The sequence below is a fragment of the Brachybacterium sp. sponge genome, assembly GCF_001613775.1.
Classification (GTDB): domain Bacteria; phylum Actinomycetota; class Actinomycetes; order Actinomycetales; family Dermabacteraceae; genus Brachybacterium; species Brachybacterium conglomeratum.
Genome location: NZ_LRMP01000001.1, coordinates 1,788,101 through 1,807,013, shown reverse-complemented (window position 1 = coordinate 1,807,013; position 18,913 = coordinate 1,788,101). Strand labels below are relative to the sequence as shown.

The window sequence follows — 18,913 nt, the reverse complement described above, 5'->3', positions numbered from 1 at the left end:
CGCAGTCCAGCCTCGTCCCACTGCGTGGCGTGCGTCACATTTCGGCTCCGAGGTCTGGAGTGTGCCGCTCCGGCACAGTGTGTGCTCCTTGTCGACAGCAGTCCTCGACTCCCCGACGGAGGCGAACGATGAGTATCGACAAGGCAGAGAGCAAGACCACTGAGAGCACCACCGGAGAGAGCACCACCGCAGAAGGCACCACCACCGAGCAGATCATCGACCAGATGGGCGGAGCCTCGGGGCTCGTCCTCTCGACCGTGCCCGTCATCGCCCTGGTGGTGGCGCACCTGTTCCTCCCGCTGATGCCCACGCTCGCCGTCGCGCTCGCCGCGGGAGCCGTGCTGTTCGTGATCCGCCTGGCCCGCGGCGAGAAGGTGCCCTCGGCGATCGGCAGCCTGCTCGGCGTGGCCGTGGCCGCCACGCTCGTGATCTGGACCGGTTCGGTCCGGGACTTCTTCGTCATCGGCATCTGGGCCGCCCTGGCGATCTTCCTCCCCACCGCGATCTCCGTCATGGCGCGGCGCCCCCTGACCGGCATGATCTGGAACGCCGTGCACGGCGGTGAGCACGCCTGGCGCGAGGACCGCCCCACCTACCGTGCGCACGTCATCGCCACCTCGGCCATCGCCGTCGCCCATCTCGCCAAGTTCGTCGTGCAGCAGTGGCTGTACGTCGCGGAGAGCATCACCGCTCTGGGCATCGCGGACACCCTCATGGGAGCTCCGCTGACCATCGCGCTCGCCCTCGTCGTGGTGTGGGCGTTCCGCCGCAGCACGACACGGATGCGCACCGCCGAGGCACGTCATGCGGCGACCGCCACCGGCGACCTGATCGACGAGAGGAACCTCTGATGACCACCGCTGCGACCCTCACCATCGACGACCTCCTGCGGCCGCCGGAGCGCTCGGGCATCACGATCTCCCCGGACGGCACCCGGCTCGCCCACCTGGCCATGTGGCACGAGCGGCTCAACATCTGGGTCGACGAGATCGACTCCGACGCCCCGCCCCGCTGCGTCACCGCCGACGACTCCCGCTCCATCACCCGGTACCTCTGGGCCGACGACTCCCGCCACCTGCTCTACCAGCAGGACAGCGGCGGCGACGAGAACTGGCACGTCTTCCGCATCGACCTCGACCAGCCCGGCGCCCCCGCGGTGGACCTCACCCCGTTCCCCGGTGCGACGGCCCAGGCCCTCGAGCTCCGACAGGGGCGCCCCGGCCACTCCACCGTGCAGCTGAACGCCGAAAGCCCCACCGAGTTCGATCTCTACGACCTCGAGATCGCCACCGGTGCCCTCACCCGGCTCGCCCCGAGCCCCGGGGAGGGGAGCACCTGGATGCTCGTCGGCGACGAGCGCCTGCGCAGGAGCATGCGCGCGGACGGCACCTGGGAGCTCTGGCAGGACGAGTCGCTCATCGCCACCTTCGACGGGGACGCCTACCCGATGGACGTCCACCCCTTCGAGGCCGCGCCGGACGGGTCGGCCATCTGGTTCGGCTCCTATCGCGGCACCGACCACCTGCATCCGGCCCGCCTCGACCTGGCCACCGGGGAGGAGACGATGATCCATCACCACCCCCACGCCGATCTGGACACCCGGTCCCTGGTCTTCCCGAACCTGCCTTCCCCGCTGATCCGCCACCGGCGCACCGGTGAGCTGCTGGGGTTGCGCTATCACGGGATGCGGATGCACACCGTCTCCCTCGACCCGCACTTCGCGGAAGTCCTCGAGGCGGTGGGGTCGCTGTGCGACGGGGACATCGGCGGGATCACCAGCGACATCGACGAACAGCGGTGGGTGGTGTCGTTCGTGCACGACCGCGATCCGCAGACCTGGTTCTATGACCACGGGACCGGCCGCAGCCGCCTGCTGGCACGGAGCCTGGAGCACTTGGACGTCGACCAGCTCGCCCCCGTCGAGAGCATCGAGATCACGGCCCGCGACGGCCTGCGGCTGCCCGCCTATCTCACGCTCCCCGCCCACGTGCAGCCGCAGGACCTGCCCCTGGTCCTGATGCCCCACGGCGGACCCTGGGCACGGGACTGGTGGAGGTTCGACTCCATCGTCCAGCTCTGGGCGAGTCGTGGGTACGCCGTGCTGCAGCCCCAGTTCCGCGGCTCCGCCGGCTTCGGACGCAGGCACATGGAGGCGGGCGTGCGCGAGTTCGCCGGACGTATGCACGAGGATCTCCTCGACGCCGTCGACTGGGCGGTCGACCAGGGCTTCGCGGACCCTGCGCGGGTCGGCGTGTTCGGCGGCTCCTACGGCGGCTATGCCGCGCTCGTGGGCCTCGCGTTCACCCCGGAGCGGTTCGCGGCGGCGGTGGAGTACGTGGGGGTCTCCGACCTCGTCGACTACCTGCGCTCCCTGCCCGAGTACGCGCGAGCAGGCCTCGTGAACAACTGGTACCGCTACGCAGGCGACCCGTCGGACCCCGAGCAGGCCGCCGACCTGAGGGCCCGCTCGCCGATCACCCGGATCGCGGACATCCGCTCACCGCTGATGGTGGTGCAGGGCGCCAACGATGTGCGGGTGAGACGGGCGAACTCCGACCGGATCGTCGCCGGGCTGCGGGAGCAGGGGAACGAGGTGGAGTACCTGGTCTTCGACGACGAGGGGCACTTCATCCTCAACCCGGAGAACGTGCTGGCGCTGTACCGCGCGGCGGACGAGTTCTTCGCGCGACACCTGGCGAAGGTGCCCGCCACCGCCCAGGACGCTTGAGCGTCCCTCACTCGGCGGACAGCAGCTCGTGGCACCTGACCAGCACTCGCAGCTGGGCGGGTGAGTACAGCTCGGCGAGGGCCTCGCCGATGCTCCGCGTCCCCAGGGCGCGCGAGGTGCCCTCGCCGAAACCGGGATCGTCCAGCTCGGGGGCGGCGGCGAGGCCATCACGGACCGCGTCCGCCATCCGTGCCGCGACGTCCTCGCGCATCTCGGCCGACGCCTCCTCCGGCAGGTTCTCGAAGTCGGCCAGGACCTGGGCGTCGGGGATGGACTCTCCCACGCGTCGCCACGCCTGGAGCGAATCCTCGTCGAGCACGCGGGAGAGGACGGTGAGGAAGTCTCCGTCCGTGCTGCCGGTCGTTCCGCTGGACATCTCCCACGTCCCGGGCTTCTCGAGGAGCTGGGCGATCTCGTCCCGGACGACCACCAGCCGTTCGATCTCCGCGGTGGTCTCCGAGGCCAGGGCCTCCAGGACCTCCCGGTAGCTGTCGGTGGAGGGATCCAGGGACGGGATCTCCGCCAGCGGCACGCCCAGGTCGACCAGCCGCCTGATGTGCATCAGCTGGATCAGGTGCCGGACCCCGTAGTGCTTGTACCCGTTCGAGGAGCGGGGCGGCTCGGGCAGCAGGCCCTCGTCGTGGTAGTGCCGCACCGCGCGCAGCGACGTCCCTGCGAGCTCGGCGAGCTCCCGTGTGCTCCACGCCATCGGTCGCCTCCTCCTGTCGCTCCAGAACCTACGCGATGCGGTGCGGCGACAAGTGCCGGGTCGTCCCGATCTCGGAGCCGTCGCGCTCGAGGATCATTCCCCCGGAGTTCCGGGACGGGCACCGTCCCCGGAGGGGCCGGCATGTTCGGCGGCCGCCCGGTCCGCTTGTCCGTCGGCAGAGTGCTCCGCGCCGTCCACCGCATCGTCCTCGACGTCGACGGGCCCCTCGTCGTTCCGGGCCGCTGCAGCCGCGCTCTCGGGCTCGACGGCGGTCTCCGCGGCGGGGGCGGCCGCCGCCGGCCCGCCTCCCCCGCGCAGGCTCTCGAGATAGGCGTTGTACGCGGCGAGCTCGGCGCCGCCGTCCCGTTCGGCCTTACGGTCGTACTGCCGGGCCCGTCGGTCCTCGGACTTCATCCACAGCACCGCCACGATGATCGCGTAGCCGACCGTCGGCACCTCGGAGATCGCCCACATGATCGAGGCGCCCCGCTCCTGGATCAGCATCAGCCGGTCGGGGCCGTACATCCCCAGCTCCGAGTACCAGCCCTCCGCGACCAGCCAGGTCGCCGAGTACAGCGCGATCCCGAAGAAGGCGTGGAACGCGAGGGTCACCAGCAGCGTGATCAGCTTCAGCACCGGATTGATCGGCTTGGTGGAGGGGTCGATGCCGATCAGCACCCAGGCGAAGAGATAGCCCGACGCGAGGAAGTGCACCGTCATGAGCACGTGGCCGAGATGGTTGTACATCGCCAGCTCGAACAACGGAGTGAAGTAGAAGATCACCAGCGAGCCGGCGAAGATCAGCCCGGCCACCGGCGGGGAGGAGATCAGCCGCGAGTAGCCCGAGTGCAGGGCGGCCAGCACCCACTCGCGCACCCCGCGGGACCCGTCGGTGCGGGGCGAGGTGGCGCGGGACAGCATCGTCACCGGCGCGCCGAGCACCCACAGCGGCGGCACGATCATCATCATCGCCATGTGCTGGACCATGTGGGCGTCGAAGCGGAACTTCCCCCAGGCCGCCGCGCCGCCGGAGATCACCCAGGCGAAGGCGAGGCAGCCGGCGAGGAAGGCGAGGGTGCGATGCCACGGCCAGTCGTCCCCGCGCCGGGCCAGACGCACCGCCCCGGTGAGGTAGAGGCCCGCCATCACCACGGCGAGGGCGATCGCGATCCAGTCCGGCTGGACGACGGTGAGCATCGTCGTGGGCGAGAACTCCTGCTCGGGCGGGAGGAAGCCCGCCAGCGAGAGCACCTTGAGGTCGCCGCTGGCGGGGACCGACTGCGGCACGGGCGGGGCGGAGCGGCCCAGCGCGATCGACGCCCCGATCACGGCGGCCATCAGCACGCCCTCGGTGAGCGCGAGATGGCGGAAGCGGAGCCGCTCGCCGAGCCGTGCGCGCTGGAGGGCACCGAGCACGGCGAGGACGACGAGGCCGAGCGCCTTGGCGAGCACGACCCGGCCGTAGCCGGTCGTGAGCAGGTCTCCCCAGCCCGACAGCCGGATCCCGGCGCTGATCAGGCCGCTGAGGGCCAGGGAGAGCACCGCGGCCAGGGCCCAGGGCGAGTAGCGGCGGACCACGACGCCGAGCACCTCGTCGTCCATCCGCCCGGCGAGCAGCGCGATGGCCAGCAGCCCGCCCGCCCAGACGGTCACGGCGACGAGGTGCAGCGCCATGGCGTTGACGGCGTTGATGTGGTCCAGGCTCGCCCCGGCGTGGCCCACCAGTCCGAGCGACAGCGTGCCGAGGCCTGCGAAGGCGAGGCCCCAGCAGGCCAGCACGGTGGAGCGGGCGAGGGCGTAGGCGAGGGTCGCGAGTGCGGCGAGCACGGCGACGAGCATCTGCAGCCGGCCCAGCGCCCCGCCCATCGCGACGTCCCAGACGTTCAGCGCGGTGCCGGCACCGGTCGCCTCGAGCCCGCCGAGCGGGATCTGCGCGAGGGCGGCGAGAGTCCACAGCAGCGCTCCGGCGGCGGCGAGGCGCACGGCGCGGCGGCGCAGCGGGTCCAGCACCGTCACCTCGCGGCGCGAGGGGCCGGGCAGCAGGAGCACGGCGGTCGCGCCCGCGCCGACGGCGAGGAGGAGGCCCAGGTGGTGCAGCGCCCGCACGACGGGCAGCCCGAAGGTCACCAGCGGCGAGGCGGGCACGAGGGTCGCCGGGGACAGCGCCCCGGTGGCGAGCATGCCGAGCCCTACGGCGAGCAGGGCCAGCAGGAGCAGGAGAGGGACCGCGGCGGTGCCGAGGGCGCGGCCGGGGCCGCGGCGGCGTGCGGGGGCGGTCTCCGCGACAGGCGTGCTCATGCCCCGGCCCGTCGTCGGCGAAGGGTCTCAAAGAGGCAGACGGTCGCGGCGGTGTGCACGTTCAGCGATTCTGCGTGGCCGGCCAGCGGGATCCGCACGGTCAGCGGCGCGGCGGCGAGGGTCTCCTCGTCGAGCCCGTGCGCCTCGTTGCCGAGGATCCACGCGATCCGGTCCGGCAGGTCGACGTCGAACAGCTCGGAGTCCGCGTAGCCGCTGGTCGCGGCGGCGGTGATGCCGCGGGCGGCGAGGGCCTCGAGCAGGGGGCCGCTCTCGGCGCCGGTGAGGACGGGGAGGTGGAAGAGACTGCCGACGCTCGCCCGCACGGCCTTCGGCGAGTACGGGTCGGCGCTGGTGCGGGTCAGCAGCACGAGGTCGGCGCCGGCGGCGTCCGCGGTGCGGATCAGGGTGCCGACGTTCCCAGGATCGCGGACCTCGTGGAGCACGACCACGGTGAGCGGGCCGTCATCGGGCAGCGACTCCAGCGCGGCGGTCGCGGCGTCCGGGTCCTCGGCGGGCAGGGCGCCGACGGCGACGACGCCCTGCGGGGAGACGAGCGCTCCCGGGGCGCCCGTGCCGACGGGGCCGGCAGGACCGGACCCGCCGCCGGCGGCCGCGTCGGCCGGGCCGCTCTCGCGCACCATGGCGCGCAGGATCTGCTCGTCGACGCGGCGGGCCGGAATGCCCGCCTCGCGGGCGAGGCGCTCGAGCTCGGGGTGCGCCTCGGCGGCGCGCTCGGTGAGGTGCACCTCGAGGGCGAGCTCGGGACGGTGCGCGAGCAGGGAGCGCACGGCCTGCGGCCCCTCGACGCGGAAGCGTCCCTGCTTGCGACGCGCCGAGCGCCCGGTCAGCGCCGCCACCTTCCGCACCCGCTCGGAGCGGGGGGAGGTGATCGGGGACTGATCCGGGCGCTCGGTCATCGCTGGACGGGCAGCGATGTCAGGCCGCGGGGGCGTTGACGTCCTCGGGGAGGGCGTTCTTGGCGACCTCGACCAGGGCGGCGAAAGCCGGCGCGTCGTTGACGGCGAGCTCGGCGAGCATGCGACGGTCCACCTCGACACCCGCAAGGCCGAGGCCCTGGATGAAGCGGTTGTAGGTCAGGCCGTTGGCGCGGGACGCCGCATTGATGCGCTGGATCCAGAGCTGACGGAAGTCGCCCTTGCGCTTCTTGCGGTCGCGGAAGTTGTAGGTCTGCGAGTGCAGCACCTGCTCCTTCGCCTTGCGGTACAGGCGCGAGCGCTGGCCGCGGTAGCCGCTGGCCTGCTCGAGGATCTCCCGACGCTTCTTCTGGGCGTTGACCGCCCGCTTCACGCGTGCCACGTGATACTCCTTCGATCGTAAGTTCAGGGTCGCGGGAGCCGTGCTCCCGCGTGGGCGATCAGCGGCCCAGCAGCTTCTTCATGCGCTTGGCGTCGGCCTTCGACACATCGGTGTCGGAGCCCAGACGGCGCTTGCGGGTGGAGGACTTGTGCTCGAGGAGGTGGCGAGCGTTCGCCTTCTCCCGCATGAGCTTGCCCGAGCCGGTGACGCGGACGCGCTTCTTGGTACCCGAGTGGGTCTTGTTCTTCGGCATTGGCCTGTTTCTCCTTGTGACGTTCTCAGGACTCGGCGCCGGCCTCGGCCTCGGGCGCGGACTCGTCGTCCTTGCCCCGGGCCGCTGCCTTCTCGGCGTCGGTCTTGCGCTTGCGGGCCTCGGCCATGGCCTGGGCCTTCTTCTTGTGAGGCCCGAAGACCATCACCATGTTGCGGCCGTCCTGCCGCGGGTGGGACTCGACGAAGCCGTACTCCGAGACGTCTTCCGCCATGCGCTGCAGGAGCTTGACGCCCCGCTCGGGACGGGACTGCTCACGGCCGCGGAAGCGGATGATGACCTTCACCTTGTCGCCGCCGTCGAGGAACTTCTCGACGTTGCGACGCTTGGTCTCGTAGTCGTGCGTGTCGATCTTCAGGCCCATCCGGATTTCCTTCTGGACCGTGTTCGCCTGGTTCTTCCGAGCCTCGCGGGCCTTCAGGTTGGCTTCGTACTTGTACTTGCCGTAATCCATGAGCCGCGCGACGGGCGGGTTCGCACCCGGTGCGACCTCGACCAGGTCGAGGTCTGCTTCCTGGGCGAGACGCAGGGCGTCCTCGACACGGACCTCACCGACCTGCTCGCCGTTGGGACCGACCAGGAGGACCTTGGGGACCCTGATCTGACCGTTGATGCGCTGTTCGCTGATGTTGGCTCCTCACCTTGTTTCGAGTCGGAAGACGACGAAGGCCCCCGCAGTCATGCGGAGGCCCCAAGGTGCGAGCGCTGCGACGGCGGTCGGGCGCGACGGCCCGCTCGCCGGACGATGACGCCCGACTGCGCTACTGACCCAGCGGCTGGACGCCACGAGGTGGGAAGGGACTCCACTTGAGGAACGTATGACGAGGGTTTCGACCTGTTCCAGTCGTCTATCCTACCAGGAGTACGACGGACGTCCAGGTGATGTGCGTCGCGCCGCCAGGCCGCGATCAGCGAGGAGTACAGGTGCACACCGACCGCGAGGCGTCCGAGCAGGACGGCCGGCCAGCGCTCCCCTCGGACACCGCTCCCGCGGAGCCGGCCGGCACCCCGCAGCTCCCCGCGCCGCACGGTCCCGCCGACGCGTCCCACGAGTACGGCTACGGGAACGACGAGGAGCTCCCGGCCCCGGGCGGCGTCGAGCCCGCCGAGCGCCCCGAGGCGCAGGACGACCTCTCCGAGACCGAGCGCCGCTCGGTCACCGGCGTCCAGGGCGTCACCGCTCCCCGCGCGATGCTGCGCCCGGTGCCCGAGGGGTTCCCGACCCCTCCCCCGCGCCCGGCCGTCCCGAACCGTCGGCCCGCGAAGGTGCAGGACCCCGACGAGGCGAAGGGCTTCCGCCGCGGACTGCTCATCGGCGCGATCGTCCTCGTCGCCGTGCTGGTCCTCGCCGTCGCCGTCGGCGGGGGCATCCTCGCCTTCCGCGCCCTCGGCTCCGACGACCCGGGCGCCTCCGATCCGTCGGCACCCGCCGGGACCGCCGCCCCGCAGGACGGGGCCTCCGGCAGCAGCGCGACGATCGGCGAGGTCGAGATGACCGCGGTGAGCACCGAGGCGGGCGTGCGCAGCGTCGGCAGCCGGAGCAACCCGGTCGAGCCGGAGGGCGAGTTCATCATCGCCACCGTCGAGATCGACAACCAGGGAGACCGGGCGGTGCCGCTCACCCCGGAGTCGATCTCGCTGGAGTCCGCCGACGGCGCCACCCACCCGCTCGACCTCGATGCGAGCCGCGTGCACATCGCCGACAGCAAGAGGCCCACCCAGATCCCGGGCGGCGGCAGCGGCACCGTCCACCTGGTCTTCGACGTGCCGATCGGCACCGAGCCCTCCGCGATCCTCGTCGACCTCGGCGAGGACATGACCGGATCCCTGCCCCTGGCCGGCTGAGCCACTCCCTCCGCCCGCCGCGGACCACCACCCCCGCACCGCGTCCGACCCGGACGCGGACCGAGAACGAAGGACCCCCAGTGACCGAGCACTCCCACGACAGCACCCCGCACGCGCACGACGCCGCGCACAGCCACGACGCCGCGCACAGCCACGACGAGGGGATCGGCGCCGACGAGCTGCGCGACATCGCCGAGGTCTCCTCGGTCGAGATCATCACCTCCGCCTGCGTGCACCTGATGAGCGCCGCGGCGGTGAAGGTGGGCCTCGCCGAGGACGAGGAGACCGGGCAGTACCAGGACCTCGCCGAGGCGCGGAAGCTGATCACCGCCCTCGCGGGCCTGGTCACCGCCGCCGCTCCCGAGATCGGCAACGAGCACGCCCGCTCGCTGCGCGACGGTCTGCGCTCCCTGCAGCTCGCCTTCGCGGAGGCCCTGCCCTTCCCCGACGAGCCGGGCAAGGCGCCGGGCGAGAAGTACACCGGCCGGGTCTCCTGAGGACCCCGGGCGGCCCGGCTCCCTGCTGAGGCGCCGGGCGCCGGACTCGACAGGGGGCAGTGCGGGATCGACGGCCGGGCCGCCGGCCCGACGTCGGGCTCAGGAGCCGAGCACGAGCCGCATCGAGCTGATCCGCTCGGCGACGAGCTGCGATCCCCCGAGCGCCTGCGTCACCAGCTGGACCACCGCGGAGACCTGCTCCGCGGTCAGCCCTGGGCGCAGCCGCAGGTGGAGGTCCACCTCGGCGCGCTCGCCGGCGCGGGCCGCGAGGCCCAGCACGGCGGGCGAGGCGGAGGTCCCGACCCGCTCGAGCTCCGCGGCGAGCTCGCCGTCCTCGTGCGGCGGGATCCACTCGCGCCCCTGCGCGAGCGCCCACAGCACCGAGCGCGGCAGCAGCACGGGGCCGCCCTCGGACTCCGGCGTCGCGGCGTCCAGCAGCAGCGCGGTGCAGCCCTCCTGGACCGCGGCCTGCGCCGCCTGCGGCGCGACCACGGGCACGGGCCGGGCATCTCCGCGCCAGGCGGAGAGCTGGTCGACGGAGGTGAACAGCGGCAGCACCGTCGTCCCGTCGGGCGCGGTGATCGAGACCATCGCCATGTCGGCGCCGTTGTCACCGGTGAGGCCGTGGGCGGTGGTGCCCGTCTCGGTCGCGACCGCCATGATCGGCACCAGCACCCGGGAGGTCGTCAGCGCCGCGACGAGCGCGCGTCGGTGCGGGTCCCGGCCCGCCCGGTGCGCCCGCAGCGCCTCGGCGAGGTGCGCCGGGGTCGCGCCGTCGTCCCCGGGGAACGGGCTGACGGTGTAGTCGCGCCCCTCCCAGGTGACGCCCGCGGTGTCGGTCAGCGGGGACTTCTCGCGGAAGTGGGAGGGCAGGGCCCGACGGGCCCGTTCGCCGGGGTCGGCGTCCGGGCCCGTCGGGCCGTGGTCCTCGTTCTGCGAGGTGTTCTCGGAGGTCACGGGCGTCCCGCGACGTCGAGCGCCTCGCCCATCGTGAAGGCCTGCGCGTACAGGGCCTTGCCCACGATGGCGCCCTCGACCCCGACGGGGACCAGCTCGCGCAGCGCGCGCAGGTCGTCGAGGGAGGAGATGCCGCCGGAGGCGACGACCTTCGCGTCGGTGCGCTCGCAGACCTGGGCGAGCAGGTCCACGTTCGGGCCCTGGAGCGTGCCGTCCTTGGTGACGTCGGTGACGACGTAGCGCTGGCAGCCGGCGGCGTCGAGACGCTCGAGGGTCTCCCACAGGTCGCCGCCCTCGCGGGTCCAGCCGCGCGCGGCGAGGGTGGTGCCGCGCACGTCGAGGCCGACGGCGATGCGGTCGCCGTGCTCGGCGATGATGTCGGCCGTCCACTCGGGGTTCTCGAGGGCGGCGGTGCCGAGGTTCACGCGGCGGCAGCCGGTGGCGAGCGCCGCGGCGAGGGACTCGTCGTCGCGGATACCGCCGGAGAGCTCGACGTTCATGTCCACGGCGGCGACGACCTCGGCGAGCAGGGAGGCGTTGGAGCCGCGACCGAAGGCGGCGTCGAGGTCGACCAGGTGCAGCCAGCTCGCGCCGCCCTCCTGGAAGGCGAGCGCGGCGTCCAGCGGCGCGCCGTAACCGGTCTCGGTGCCGGCCTCGCCCTGGACGAGTCGGACGGCCTGGCCTCCCTGCACGTCGACGGCGGGGAGCAGCTCGAGCACGGGAGCGGTCATGGGGGTCCTCCTGGGACTGAGGGGGTGGTGCCCGGTCGGGCACGGGGACGGACGGGGTGGGGAGTCGGGCTCAGCCGCTCTGGATGCGCCAGAAGGAGATGCCCAGGCACACGAGAGCGAGCACGGCCAGTCCCGCGACGGCCCACCAGGGCTTCTTCGAGCGGTAGAAGGACCAGGCGCCGCCGAGGAGCATCCCGCCGGCGAAGAGCATCAGGAACGCGAGGATCATGCGTCCTGCTCCCGGCCGCGGCGCGGCAGGGTGCCCAGCCAGTTCGCGAGCAGGCGGGCGCCGGCCGCGCCGGACTTCTCGGGATGGAACTGGGTGGCGCTGAGCGCCCCGTTCTCGACGGCGGCGACGAAGCGGTCCTCCTCGTGCTGGGCCCAGGTCACCTGCGGCGCCTTGAGCGGGCCGGTGTCCTCCAGCTCCCAGCTGCGGGCGGCGTAGGAGTGGACGAAGTAGAAGCGCTCCTGCTCGATCCCGGCGAACAGCGCACTGCCGGGCGCCGGCTCGACGGTGTTCCAGCCCATGTGGGGCACGACCTCGGCCTGGAGGTGGGTGACCTCGCCCGGCCACTGGCCGAGTCCGCGCGTGCGCTCGCCGTGCTCGGTGCCGGCCTCGAACATCGCCTGCAGGCCCACGCAGATGCCGAGCACCGGCAGGCCGCCGGACAGGCGGCGCTCGATGATCCGGTCGCCGCCGACGGCGAGGATCTGCGCGAGGGTCGCGGAGTAGGCGCCGACGCCGGGGACGACGAGCCCGTCGGCCGCGAGGGCGGCCTCGCGGTCCGCGGTGAGCTCGACCTCGGCGCCCGCGGCCTCGAGGGCGCGGACGACGGAGCGGACGTTGCCGGAGCCGTGGTCGAGGACGACCACGCGCGGGGCGGGACCCGGCGCTCCCGCGGCGGCCGGTGCGGCCGCGGGGCTCGCGGCGGCCGCCGACGCGGGCTCGGTCGCGCTCACGGGCGCTTCCTCCCGCCGGAGGAAATCCACTCCAGCGCCTCGGCCCGGGTGAGCGAGGCGGGGTCGAGGCCCTCGCCGAGCTCGTCGAGCGAGGTCGCGCCCAGCAGCAGCTCCTCGACGACGTCGTCGACGGCGCCGAGCACGATCGCGGGCGAGATGTCCTCGCCGCGCTCGCCGTTCTTGTACCGGGTCGCGGTCATGCGGTCGCCGCGGCGCCAGAAGACCACGATGCCGTTGCGCTGCAGGGCGGTGGAGGTGATCGCGGCGAGATCGTGCGCCGCCGCCTCGGACAGCGGGCCGACGGCGACCGCGCCGGTGGCGGTGTCGAAGGTGCGGGAGTCGGTGGGGATGTCGATCCCGTCGGTGCGCGCCTCGCGGCCCAGCCGGATCACGCCGGCGAGCGCCTTCGCGGTCGCGACGGAGGTGGCGACCACGGCGATCGTGGGGACCTCGTCCTCCTCGGGCGCGGCGGAGGCGTCGGACAGGACGTCCTCGACGGTCAGCGGCGCGTCGTCGAGGGAGAGCCCCTCGGTGAGGCGGGCGAACTCGGCGTCGATGTCGTCGGGCTCGGGCCCGCGGCCGGTGGTGTCGTCGGTGCTCACAGCGCTCCCTTGGTGGACGGCACACCGAGGACCCGGTCGTCGGGGGCGCAGGCGGCGCGCAGCGCCCGGGCGAGCGCCTTGAACTGCGCCTCGACGATGTGGTGCGGGTCGCGGCCCTCGATCACCCGGATGTGCAGGCAGATCGCGGCGTGGTGGGCGAGGGACTCGAAGACGTGACGGGTCAGCGAGCCGGTGAAGTGCCCGCCGATGAGGTGGGTGGCCTGGGCCTCGCTCTCCCCGGAGTGGACGCAGTAGGGGCGGCCGGAGAGGTCCACGACGGCCTGGGCGAGCGCCTCGTCCAGCGGGACCAGCGCGTCGCCGAAGCGGGTGATGCCGTGCTTGTCGCCGAGCGCCTCGCGCAGCGCCTGGCCGAGCACGATCGCGGTGTCCTCGACGGTGTGGTGGGCGTCGATGTGGGTGTCACCGGTCGCGCGGACGGTCAGGTCGAAGCGGGCGTGGGTGCCCAGCGCCGTGAGCATGTGGTCGAAGAAGGGCACGGAGGTGGAGATGTCCACCTGGCCGGTGCCGTCGATGTCGAGGCTGACCTCGACGGAGGACTCGCGGGTGGTGCGGGAGAGGGTCGCGGTGCGCGACGGGCGGGCGGTCTCGGTCATCGGGGGTCGGCCTCCTCGAGGGCGGTGCGGAATGCGGTGTTGTCCTCGGGGGTCCCCACGCTGACGCGGAGCCAGCCGGCCGGTCCGACGGCGCGGATCAGCACGTCGCGCTCCAGGAGGGCCTGGAACACGTCGTCGCGATCGGCGAAGGCGCGGAAGAGGACGAAGTTGGCGTCGGACGGCGCGACCTCGTGGCCGCGACCGGCGAGATGGGCGGCGAGCGCGTCGCGCTCGGTGCGCAGCAGCGCGACCTTCCCCAGCAGCTCCTCCCGGTGGGCGAGGGCGGTGCGGGCCACCGCCTGGGTGACGGCGGAGAGGTGGTAGGGCAGGCGCACCACGCGCACGGTGTCGACGATCGCGGGATCGGCGACGAGATAGCCGAGGCGGGCGCCGGCGAGCGCGAATGCCTTGGACATGGTGCGGGCCACGACGAGGTTCGGGTGCTCGGCCAGGAGGGTGAGGGCGCTGGGCACCCCGTCGCGGCGGAACTCGCCGTAGGCCTCGTCGACCACGAGCAGCCCGCGGGCGGGCTCGAGCGCGCGGGCGGCGGCGCGGGCGACGTCGAGGTCGAGCGCCGTGCCGGTGGGGTTGTTCGGAGAGGTGAGCACCACGATCGAGGGACGGTGCTCGGCGATCGCGGCGGTGACCGTCTCCGCGGTGAGCGCGAAGTCGGGAGCGGGGCCCCGCTCGGCGGTGACCCAGGCGGTGTAGGTGTCGCGCGCGTACTCGGGATACATCGAGTAGTGCGGGGTGAAGCCGAGCGCCGTGCGGCCGGGGCCGCCGTAGGCGAGCATCAGCTGGTGCATGACCTCGTTGGAGCCGTTCGCGGCCCAGACCGCCTCGGCCGGCGGGGCGGGCACGCCCGACTCCTCGGCGAGGTACTCCCCCAGCTCGCGGCGCAGGTCCAGCGCCTCCCGGTCCGGGTAGCGGTTCAGGCCCGCCGCGGCCTGCGCGGCGGCGGCGCCGATCGCGGCGGCGAGCTCCTCCGAGGGGCCGTAGGGGTTCTCGTTCACGTTCAGCGCATGCGCGACCGGGAGCTGCGGCGCGCCGTAGGGGGCGGCGCCGGCGATGCCGTCACGGGGGACGGGCAGGACCGAGGGCTCACGGGTCGGGACGGGCGAGGCGGACATGGCACTCATCGTAGTTGGCCTCGCGGGGGCAGGTCCTCCCGGTCCGCGTCGCGGCCCCGGGGCCGGCGCCGACGTGACGTGGCTCATCGTCATGTCGTCCCGCATCCCCGCGTCGGTCCTCCCGGGCTCCTTCCCTCGGGGAGCTCCCCGGCGCGTCCCAGTACCCTGGCGGGATGTTCCGTTCCCTGGGTGCCCTCGTCGGCGACCTGCTGGTCGTCATCCTCTTCGTCGCCATCGGCTTCGTGCAGCACGGCACGCCCCTGACCACCGAGAACATCTTCCTGGTGGGGTGGCCCTTCGCCGTCGGCGCGCTGCTGGGCCATCTCGCGATCCGCGCCTGGCGCGCCCCGTTCCGGATCTGGCCGCACGGGCTCTTCGTGTGGGCGATCACCCTCGCGACCGGGATGGCGGTCCGCACCCTGTTCGGGGCGGGCACCGAGGTGTCCTTCCTCATCGTCACCGCGATCGTGCTGGCGGTCGGGATGCTGGGCTGGCGCGCGATCGCGCTGTGGCTCACCCGGGGCGAGCGTGCCGAGGAGCGCCGCGCCGCCGTCGAGGAGGCCCCGACGGGCGCCGACGCATCCGCGGCAGGCGCCGACCGGACGGCCAACGCCGGCTGAGCTCGCCTCGGCGAGCCTCGCCGAGCCTCGCCGACCCCTTCGCCGACCCCTTTGCCGACCCTCCTCGCCGCGCACCCGTCCCGCCCGCGGACGGGACGCGTCCGCCCCTGCCCCGGCCCTCCGCACGGTGCTCTCCGCCCGGCCCGTGGGGACCGGGCAGTCAGCCGTGCACGTCCGGACGCGCCGCGAGATCCAGGCCGTGCCCGAACGGGTAGAGCGGGTCCGCGGTCCCGCCGGGGACGTCCTCGGGGGCGGCGCGCACCGCATCCATCGACCGCGGCAGGTCCAGCGGCAGCCGTCCCGCCGCCGGCACCCGCCCGGTGATCGCGTCGGCCCAGGCGGCGCCGGAGACCCCGAAGGTGCCGGTGAGCGCATCGCAGACGGGGGCGATGTCGGTGAGCACCGCCGCCCTGTCGAGATCGACGTCGAGCACCAGCGGGCAGACCGCCCGGATCCGGGCGAGCCGGTGCGCGAGACCGGGCGGGAAGGCGAGGTCGCCCTGGTGGAACCAGGCCTCGAGGAAGAGGTCGTCCCGGGGCTGGAAGGGGGCCCCGATCCGCAGCAGGGCGAGGTCCGCGTCGGCCGGGTGCTCGACGGGCTCGCCGAGCGCGGCGACGACCTCCTCGGGGAGTCCCTCCGTGTAGAGGCGCAGCCGGCCCCCGGCACCGCTGCCCGTCCGGCGCAGGGGCAGCAGGCCGCCGTCGTCGTGGAGCACGACGACGCTGCGGGCCTGGGCCTCGTGGCCGCGCCGCCGGTCCTCCTCGATGCCCACGCGCGCCGCGGCCGCGGACTCGTCGACGTAGGGGTCGTCGAACAGGCCCAGGCGGAACTTGACCCGCAGCAGGCGGCGTGCCGAGTCGGTGATCCGCTCCTCGGCCACGGCGCCCTCGCGCACGAGGTCCAGCAGCAGCTCGGTGCACTCCTCGCCGCCGAACTGGTCGGCGCCCGCCTCGAGGATCCGCGCCATGCGCTGTGAGGGGGTGAGCTCCTCGACTCCCCAGGCGCGGGCCGGGAGCACCTGGTCGCCGACGTGGTTGTCGTTGACCAGCTCCCAGTCGCTGACGATCACCCCCTCGTACCCGAGCTCACCGCGCAGCAGCCCGGTGAGGACCTGCCTGTTGAAGCCGAAGCCGACGGCCTCGATCTCCTCGCCGTCGCGCACGAGGCCGACGGGCCGTCCGTAGTAGGGCATGATCGCCTCGGCGCCCGCGTCGATCGCGACCCGGAAGGGCAGCAGATGGTCCTCGAAGCGTCCGCCCGGGTAGACCTGATCCCGGCCGTAGGGGAAGTGGGCGTCCTCGCCGTCCTTCTGCGGCCCGGCGCCCGGGAAGTGCTTGACGGTGGACTGCACCGGCGGCTCCCCCTCCTCGCCGGCGAGGCCCTCGAGGGCGGCGCCGACGAGCTCGGCGGTGAGCTCGGGGTCCTGGGAGAAGCACTCGCGCTGCCGGGCCCAGCGCGGCTCGGTGGCGAGGTCCGCGACGGGGTGGAGGCCGGCGCGGATCCCGACGGCGGTGTACTCGCGCCGCACCGTGTCCGCCCAGACGCGCACGAGCTCGGGGTCGCGCAGGGCGCCGAGTCCGAGCGGCTCGGGCCACAGGGAGAAGAAGGACGTCGCCCAGGAGGTGCCGGCGTTCTGCGCCCCGCCGTGGCGGGGGTCGGTCGAGATCGTCACCGGGATCCCGTGCGGGGTGGTCTCGGCGAGCTGCTGCAGGCGGTTGTGCCAGCGGGCGGCGGCCTCGGCGCTCTCCAGGCCGTGCACGTTGAAGTGCGTCATCAGCTTCCGGGCGACGACCGTCGTCGTCGGCGACTTGGAGATCGCGCCGGGGGTCTCCAGCAGCGTACCGTCCGGGCCGGTCTCGATGACGGTGTGGAACAGCAACCCGACCTTCTCCTCGAGGGAGAGACGGGCCAGGAGGTCCTCGGTCCGCTCCTCGGCGCCGAGGCGCGGGTCCTCGTAGGGGTCCATGACGCCGTTGCCGTTGAGGTCCCGGTAGCGGGTGCCGTCCTCGGCGGTCAGGAGGTGGGGAAGGGAGCGGTCAGCCGTGGGCACGGAACACCTCCTGGGCGAGCACGGGGCGCAGCGCCGCCTCGATCTCGTCGGTCGCGAACCATTCGTGCAGCCGGCCGTCCAGGAGCACGTTGCCCAGCGCCCCCATGACCATCGACTGGTCCAGGGAGAGGTGCCGCTCGGCTCGCACCCCGGTGCGCGTGGCGACCGCGTCGTGGAAGCCTCCCGGGCCGTAGGCGCCGAGCTCGGTCTCGATCCGGGAGAGGTTCTCGAGCGCGGCGCCCGGCTCGTACTGGAGGGCGAGCGCCGCGGCGTGCGGGGTGACCACGCCGTCCAGGCCCTGCGGGTAGGGCTCGCCGGCGTGCCAGTCGGTGCCGGCGGCGTCGGAGAAGTAGCCGGTGGGGTTCAGGCCGAGCGCGTCGACGCCGTACTCGCGGTAGCCGCCGTGCGGGTCGGAGCTCGGGGAGAAGCCCCAGTAGCCGTAGCCGGCCTCGTCCAGTCCGTGCTCGCGCTGGGCGCGCACGTGCAGGGGGTGGTTGCGTCCCCAGCTGTCGGGTCCCCAGGCCGCCTCGGGCACGAAGAGATCCGGCATGAGCTCCTCGAACATGGACCCGCCCCAGCCGGGGACGATCTCCATGCCGCGGTGGCTGTGGGCGCCCTCGAAGACGGCCACTCCCTCGTGCTCGGTCCACTCCCCCACCGGCGGCATCTCGGGCCAGTCCCATTCGGGCGGGAAGGTGCGGAAGGTCGTGAAGTAGGCGGCCGCGGGGATCTGACCGGCGATGATGCCGAGATAGGTGACCATGCGGGCCTCGGAGACGGCGGTGTCGTAGTGGTGGCCGGTGTGGTACCAGACGTCCTCGCCCGCGATCCCGTTCATGAGCGGGAGCAGCTCGGCGTCCTCCCGGCCCGGGTCCTCGATCCAGAATCCGCCGACGGTCTGGCCGGGCTGCGCGGCCACGTCGCGGTCGAAGAACACGTCCCAGCGCATCCCGTCCAGCAGACGCCGGGCACGACGGCGGTTCGACGGATCGGCCTCGGCGATGAGGTGGAGGGCCGCGCCGAGCCAGCCCATGTCCACGCTCGAGACGAAGGGGACGACGGGGGCACCGCTGCCGGGCCAGGCGCGCAGGATCGTGCCGTCGACCTCGTCGTACCAGTTCACGTACATGCCGGAGGGCTCGTGGTGCTCCATCTCCTCGAGGCTCGTGAGCGTCGCGGCGATGCGCCGACGGGCGTCGCCCGGGGTGATCAGGCGCAGCTCGCGCGCGACGAGCGCGGACCACAGGGAGCCGCCGATGTTGGTGGGCGAGGTGTGGCGTGAGTGTCCGACGAGGGACGCGTCGATGCTGTCCGAGATCAGGCCCGTACGTCGCACCGTCATCGCATCGAGGCTGCGCCAGGTGTCGGCGGCCCAGCGGCGCAGCAGGGCGCGGTCGGCGCCGGACGGGGCGGAGGGGCCGGCGGGTCCGACGGGCCGGGCGCCCGCGGCGCGGGCGGATGCGGCAACGGCACGACCGGAGGCCGCGGCCGTCGCCGCGAGGGCGCCGGCGCCGAGCAGGGGGACGGTGAGCAGGGTGCGCCGGTCGATGCCGGTCGCGCGGGGGCGAAGGGTCACGATGCCTC

Annotated in this window: 20 protein-coding genes; 5 read left to right on the top strand and 15 right to left on the bottom strand. The window is 73.4% G+C overall.

Annotation, left to right across the window (positions count from 1 at the left end; genetic code table 11):
• Positions 1–128 precede the first annotated feature (128 nt).
• Entirely contained in the window at positions 129–851 is a 723-nt protein-coding gene (locus A4A78_RS07995) for a DUF3159 domain-containing protein (RefSeq protein ID WP_062947835.1), read from the top strand.
• Positions 851–2,728: a S9 family peptidase gene (locus A4A78_RS07990; RefSeq protein WP_062947833.1), complete on the top strand. Its 1,878-nt coding sequence runs from the start codon at positions 851–853 to the stop codon at positions 2,726–2,728. Before A4A78_RS07995 ends, A4A78_RS07990 begins: the two co-directional genes overlap by 1 nt.
• A gap of 7 nt (positions 2,729–2,735) precedes the next feature.
• On the opposite strand, the gene A4A78_RS07985 is transcribed toward A4A78_RS07990, so the two are convergent.
• The 6 genes from A4A78_RS07985 to infC all read right to left on the bottom strand — a co-directional run bounded on the left by A4A78_RS07985 (position 2,736) and on the right by infC (position 7,903).
• A complete protein-coding gene (locus tag A4A78_RS07985; RefSeq protein WP_062947831.1) occupies positions 2,736–3,437 on the bottom strand; it encodes a MerR family transcriptional regulator in 702 nt (233 codons plus the stop codon).
• Between the two features lie 93 nt (positions 3,438–3,530).
• Positions 3,531–5,735, bottom strand: a complete 2,205-nt coding sequence (locus A4A78_RS07980; RefSeq protein WP_231880872.1) for a cytochrome c oxidase assembly protein — start codon at positions 5,733–5,735, stop codon at positions 3,531–3,533.
• Entirely contained in the window at positions 5,732–6,652 is a 921-nt protein-coding gene (locus A4A78_RS07975) for an RNA methyltransferase (protein ID WP_062947828.1), read from the bottom strand. The genes A4A78_RS07980 and A4A78_RS07975 overlap by 4 nt, the downstream gene beginning before the upstream one ends.
• Positions 6,653–6,671: 19 nt before the next feature.
• The gene (gene rplT, locus A4A78_RS07970; RefSeq protein WP_010550142.1) at positions 6,672–7,052 is read right to left on the bottom strand and encodes a 50S ribosomal protein L20; all 381 of its coding nucleotides are present in this window, start codon (positions 7,050–7,052) and stop codon (positions 6,672–6,674) included.
• A 58-nt stretch (positions 7,053–7,110) separates the two neighbouring features.
• On the bottom strand, positions 7,111–7,305 hold the full coding sequence (gene rpmI, locus A4A78_RS07965) for a 50S ribosomal protein L35 (RefSeq protein WP_010550143.1): 195 nt from the start codon (positions 7,303–7,305) through the stop codon (positions 7,111–7,113).
• A 25-nt stretch (positions 7,306–7,330) separates the two neighbouring features.
• Positions 7,331–7,903, bottom strand: coding sequence for a translation initiation factor IF-3 (gene infC, locus A4A78_RS07960; RefSeq protein WP_062947826.1), 573 nt, complete (start codon positions 7,901–7,903; stop codon positions 7,331–7,333).
• Between the two features lie 344 nt (positions 7,904–8,247).
• On the opposite strand from infC, the gene A4A78_RS07955 reads away from it, so the two are divergent.
• On the top strand, positions 8,248–9,168 hold the full coding sequence (locus A4A78_RS07955) for a DUF4352 domain-containing protein (protein ID WP_062947824.1): 921 nt from the start codon (positions 8,248–8,250) through the stop codon (positions 9,166–9,168).
• A 164-nt stretch (positions 9,169–9,332) separates the two neighbouring features.
• Entirely contained in the window at positions 9,333–9,665 is a 333-nt protein-coding gene (locus A4A78_RS07950) for a DUF1844 domain-containing protein (protein ID WP_050815731.1), read from the top strand.
• 99 nt (positions 9,666–9,764) lie between these two features.
• Here the strand turns inward: A4A78_RS07950 and A4A78_RS07945 are convergent, their stop codons facing one another.
• From A4A78_RS07945 to A4A78_RS07920, 7 genes are all read right to left on the bottom strand, one after another.
• Positions 9,765–10,622: an SseB family protein gene (locus A4A78_RS07945; protein WP_062947822.1), complete on the bottom strand. Its 858-nt coding sequence runs from the start codon at positions 10,620–10,622 to the stop codon at positions 9,765–9,767.
• Entirely contained in the window at positions 10,619–11,353 is a 735-nt protein-coding gene (gene priA / locus A4A78_RS07940) for a bifunctional 1-(5-phosphoribosyl)-5-((5-phosphoribosylamino)methylideneamino)imidazole-4-carboxamide isomerase/phosphoribosylanthranilate isomerase PriA (RefSeq protein ID WP_053918460.1), read from the bottom strand. The genes A4A78_RS07945 and priA overlap by 4 nt, the downstream gene beginning before the upstream one ends.
• Positions 11,354–11,423: 70 nt before the next feature.
• A complete protein-coding gene (locus A4A78_RS17935) occupies positions 11,424–11,582 on the bottom strand; it encodes a hypothetical protein (protein WP_197466640.1) in 159 nt (52 codons plus the stop codon).
• Positions 11,579–12,313, bottom strand: coding sequence for an imidazole glycerol phosphate synthase subunit HisH (gene hisH, locus A4A78_RS07935; protein WP_369816734.1), 735 nt, complete (start codon positions 12,311–12,313; stop codon positions 11,579–11,581). The genes A4A78_RS17935 and hisH overlap by 4 nt, the downstream gene beginning before the upstream one ends.
• On the bottom strand, positions 12,310–12,915 hold the full coding sequence (locus A4A78_RS07930; RefSeq protein ID WP_062947820.1) for a hypothetical protein: 606 nt from the start codon (positions 12,913–12,915) through the stop codon (positions 12,310–12,312). Before A4A78_RS07930 ends, hisH begins: the two co-directional genes overlap by 4 nt.
• Positions 12,912–13,529, bottom strand: a complete 618-nt coding sequence (gene hisB, locus A4A78_RS07925; RefSeq protein ID WP_062947818.1) for an imidazoleglycerol-phosphate dehydratase HisB — start codon at positions 13,527–13,529, stop codon at positions 12,912–12,914. The genes A4A78_RS07930 and hisB overlap by 4 nt, the downstream gene beginning before the upstream one ends.
• Positions 13,526–14,659 (bottom strand): histidinol-phosphate transaminase, encoded by a 1,134-nt coding sequence (locus tag A4A78_RS07920; RefSeq protein ID WP_062947816.1) that lies wholly within the window; start codon positions 14,657–14,659, stop codon positions 13,526–13,528. The genes hisB and A4A78_RS07920 overlap by 4 nt, the downstream gene beginning before the upstream one ends.
• A 173-nt stretch (positions 14,660–14,832) precedes the next feature.
• On the opposite strand from A4A78_RS07920, the gene A4A78_RS07915 reads away from it, so the two are divergent.
• Entirely contained in the window at positions 14,833–15,279 is a 447-nt protein-coding gene (locus A4A78_RS07915; RefSeq protein ID WP_062947814.1) for a DUF3054 domain-containing protein, read from the top strand.
• Between the two features lie 160 nt (positions 15,280–15,439).
• On the opposite strand, the gene A4A78_RS07910 is transcribed toward A4A78_RS07915, so the two are convergent.
• A complete protein-coding gene (locus A4A78_RS07910; RefSeq protein WP_062947812.1) occupies positions 15,440–17,329 on the bottom strand; it encodes a glycoside hydrolase family 3 protein in 1,890 nt (629 codons plus the stop codon).
• A complete protein-coding gene (locus tag A4A78_RS07905; protein ID WP_062947810.1) occupies positions 17,316–18,905 on the bottom strand; it encodes a glucoamylase family protein in 1,590 nt (529 codons plus the stop codon). Before A4A78_RS07905 ends, A4A78_RS07910 begins: the two co-directional genes overlap by 14 nt.
• Between the last annotated feature and the right edge of the window lie 8 nt (positions 18,906–18,913).

Bases quoted from the DNA above. Each gene is read 5' to 3' on its own strand.
- A4A78_RS07995 (WP_062947835.1), top strand. From the start codon at position 129: ATGAGTATCGACAAGGCAGAGAGCAAGACCACTGAGAGCACCACCGGA.
- A4A78_RS07990 (WP_062947833.1), top strand. From the start codon at position 851: ATGACCACCGCTGCGACCCTCACCATCGACGACCTCCTGCGGCCGCCG.
- A4A78_RS07985 (WP_062947831.1), bottom strand. From the start codon at position 3,437: ATGGCGTGGAGCACACGGGAGCTCGCCGAGCTCGCAGGGACGTCGCTG.
- A4A78_RS07980 (WP_231880872.1), bottom strand. From the start codon at position 5,735: ATGAGCACGCCTGTCGCGGAGACCGCCCCCGCACGCCGCCGCGGCCCC.
- A4A78_RS07975 (WP_062947828.1), bottom strand. From the start codon at position 6,652: ATGACCGAGCGCCCGGATCAGTCCCCGATCACCTCCCCCCGCTCCGAG.
- rpmI (WP_010550143.1), bottom strand. From the start codon at position 7,305: ATGCCGAAGAACAAGACCCACTCGGGTACCAAGAAGCGCGTCCGCGTC.
- priA (WP_053918460.1), bottom strand. From the start codon at position 11,353: ATGACCGCTCCCGTGCTCGAGCTGCTCCCCGCCGTCGACGTGCAGGGA.
- A4A78_RS17935 (WP_197466640.1), bottom strand. From the start codon at position 11,582: ATGATCCTCGCGTTCCTGATGCTCTTCGCCGGCGGGATGCTCCTCGGC.
- hisB (WP_062947818.1), bottom strand. From the start codon at position 13,529: ATGACCGAGACCGCCCGCCCGTCGCGCACCGCGACCCTCTCCCGCACC.
- A4A78_RS07920 (WP_062947816.1), bottom strand. From the start codon at position 14,659: ATGTCCGCCTCGCCCGTCCCGACCCGTGAGCCCTCGGTCCTGCCCGTC.
- A4A78_RS07915 (WP_062947814.1), top strand. From the start codon at position 14,833: ATGTTCCGTTCCCTGGGTGCCCTCGTCGGCGACCTGCTGGTCGTCATC.